Annotated in this window: 1 protein-coding gene; it reads left to right on the top strand. The window is 56.1% G+C overall.

Annotated features, from left to right (window positions below; translation table 11 throughout):
* Positions 1-175: 175 nt before the first annotated feature.
* On the top strand, positions 176-1686 hold a 1511-nt coding region (locus tag L6773_RS21180; RefSeq protein WP_237856668.1), incomplete at its 3' end, for an MFS transporter.

Below are 1686 nucleotides of genomic sequence, written 5' to 3'. Positions count from 1 at the left end.
AATGTAGATGACATAGAAGGGATGCGGAGATTTTTGGATGAGAATTATGCTGAGTGATGAGGATGATCCCGGAAAGGGAGGTATGATGATCTATTGTTCACGGATCTATACGTTTAATTAAAGATTTTGAAACCCTAATGACCTGTTTACACCCTAACGAACCAATAGCCTAACCATGACTCAATCAGACGACATCTTATCGGGGATCCAGCGGAACCGAATCTTTACGGGCATCTGCCTGGCCTTGCTGCCAACAGCTTTTACCTTTGTACTGGTCAGCAATATTCTTCAACAGCTGAAGACCGAATTTTTACTTACCAACGCCCAGGTGGGGTACATCGGCGGGGCGGCCCTGTGGGGGATGGCCCTGTCGCTGCTGCTGATCGGCCCGACCCTGGAAAAGATCGGCTTTAAAACCTCGGTGAGGGGCGCCTTTGTGGCCCACCTGAGCGGGGTGACCCTGTTCCTGGCGGCCTACGGGTTTGCCGGGGCCTCTTACGCCTTTTGGATCCTGTTTCTGGGAGCTGTGGGATTTGGCCTGGGCAACGGGCTGATTGAAGTGGTGGGCAACAACCTGACGGCGGCCCTGTTCCCGGACAACATGACCACCAAGCTGAATCACTTTCACGCGTTTTTCCCCGGCGGGATGGTCTTTGGAGGCGTTCTCGGCTGGGCGATGGTCCAGGTGGGTACGTTGGGCGGGATCTCGATCGGGCACTGGAGCGTTCAGATTGCGATTGTCTACATCCCGGTGCTGATCTACGGATACCTGCTGCTGCCGGTGAAGTTTCCCCCCACACTTGTCAGTGAAGCGGGGATCCCGATCAAAGAGATGTTTAAGTACACCTTTACCCATCCGCTGGTGTGGGGACTGATTATTTTGAAGATGATTACCCTGTCGCTGGAACTGGGCCCGGGCCGGTGGATCCCGGAGGTATTGCAGGCTGCCGGGGTACATGGCATATTGGTGTTTGCCTGGATCAGCGGAATTATGATGCTGCTTCGGTTCTTTGCCGGCCCGTTTGTGGAGAAGCTTTCTCCTCCCGGGATGCTGTTTGCCGGTTCGCTGCTGACGGGCATCGGGCTGCTGCTGTTCGCCTTTTTTGAGAGCGGGCTGTTGATCCTGATGATAGCCGCCACCGTGTATGCGGCCGGGATTGCCTTCCATTTCCCCACCATGGTGGGGCTGATGAGCGAGCGATTCCCGCGGGCGGGATCGCTGGGAATCGTTCTGCTGATGGGGATGGGATTCTTTGGTGCCGGGGCCTCCAATGCCATTATGGGAGGTATTGCCGACCAGTACCTGCCGGATGCCCTGGATGAGCAGAAAACGGTTCAGATCCTTCAGGAGATTGATCAGCGCTTTCCCGAATACATAGCTATCGCCGAGCAGGCCGAGGGCGACCCGCAGCAGATACAAGAGTTGGGCTATACGCGGACAGATCTGCAGAATATTCTGAGCCAGGCGGAACAAGCCCTGGCCTACTATGAACAAAACGGGGAGTTTGACTCCGATCATACCCCTGAGGCGCTGCGTGCCCTGCTGGATGCGGCGATCTCGCAGGAGTCGGAGCTGACCGACCGGGCCTTTGCGGTGCTTCGCCCGGCAGACAACTACGGGGGGCGGATGTCGATCCTTTACATCAGTCCGGCAGCCTTTTTACTGGCATTGATCTTCCTGGGCGT

It is taken from the genome of Rhodohalobacter sulfatireducens (genome assembly GCF_022012475.1).
GTDB lineage: Bacteria > Bacteroidota > Rhodothermia > Balneolales > Balneolaceae > Rhodohalobacter > Rhodohalobacter sulfatireducens.
Note: the sequence above shows the minus strand (reverse complement) of the source record. Positions and strands in the feature narration are given on the sequence as shown.